The following is a 1,053-nucleotide window of genomic DNA, read 5'->3' as shown; positions in this document are numbered from 1 at the left end:
CACCCCTACACCAGTCGCTACCCCCCCACCCCTCCTCCCCCCCCCCCCCCCCCCCCCCCCCCCCCCCCCCCCCCCCCCCCCCCCCCCCCCCCCCCCCCCCCCCCCCCCCCCCCCCCGCGTTCGCGGGTGGCGCTACTGCCGCGGGTTCGGCGGTTTGCGGTGGTGGCCGCTGCCGGGTTCCTCCGCCGGGGCGGGGCGCGGCGGTGCGGGAGGTTCGATCTGGCGCACCAGCTGGTGGAACGAGAGCAGCGCGGTGATCGGCGGCAGCCCGGCGACGCTGATGGCGGAGAGCGTCAGCGGGGCGTGCGCGACGCACAGCACGACGGCGAGCGCGGAGAAGAGGATCACCACGCACCACGAGTGCGCGACCCGGCGGCCGTTGGCGGAGGCGCGCAGGATGGCGAGGGACGCCACCATCCAGGGGCCGTAGATCAGCAGCGGCCACAGGTCGGCGAGGCCGCCGGAGGCGCCCTGGGAGGCGAGGGCGCGCAGCGGTGCGTAGCAGACCATGGCGCCCAGCACGCTGATCATGACGGCGGTGAGGGCGGCGACGACGGCGCTGATCCGCCGGGCCCAGCGGCGCAGCCGGACGGCGCCGGCGCGGTGCGCTCCGGGCCGGTGCTGCCGGGTGCGGGCATGGCTGACGATGGGTCCGGTGGGTGGTGGTGCCGGGTATCCGTCCCCCGCGTGCGGGTCCTGGGGCGCCGGACCGTCGGTCTCCCACACCGGGACGTTCGCCCAGGCGACCGCGTCGAACCCGTAGGGGTCCGGCTGCGGTGCGAACAGCGGGAAGCCGACCTGCGGGTCGGTGTCCCGGACCGCACGGGGGAAGGTGCCCTGGCTCGGCACGAATTCGTCGGTCTGCTGCGCCGGGATGTAGGTCTGGGTCTCGTGCACGTCATGTCTTTCGGGAGAAGGACCCGGCCGCGGCGCGCGTGCGCCGCGGGCCCGCCCCCCGCGCCACCCCCCGGGAGGGCCCCCGGTGGCGGGGGCGGGTCGGGTGAGGGACAGGGTTGCCAAGGGACATTTCCCCCCGGCCCATGGGGACCGGCC

General features: G+C 77.4%; 1 protein-coding gene. It reads right to left on the bottom strand.

Going from position 1 to position 1,053, the window contains the following annotated elements; all coding sequences use genetic code 11:
- Positions 1 to 132: 132 nt before the first annotated feature.
- Positions 133 to 897, bottom strand: coding sequence for a DUF2637 domain-containing protein (locus ACZ4U4_RS28520; RefSeq protein WP_467880059.1), 765 nt, complete (start codon positions 895 to 897; stop codon positions 133 to 135).
- Positions 898 to 1,053 lie beyond the last annotated feature (156 nt).

Source organism: Streptomyces sp. NPDC029159 (assembly GCF_055564055.1).
This window is presented reverse-complemented; position numbering and strand designations above follow the sequence as displayed.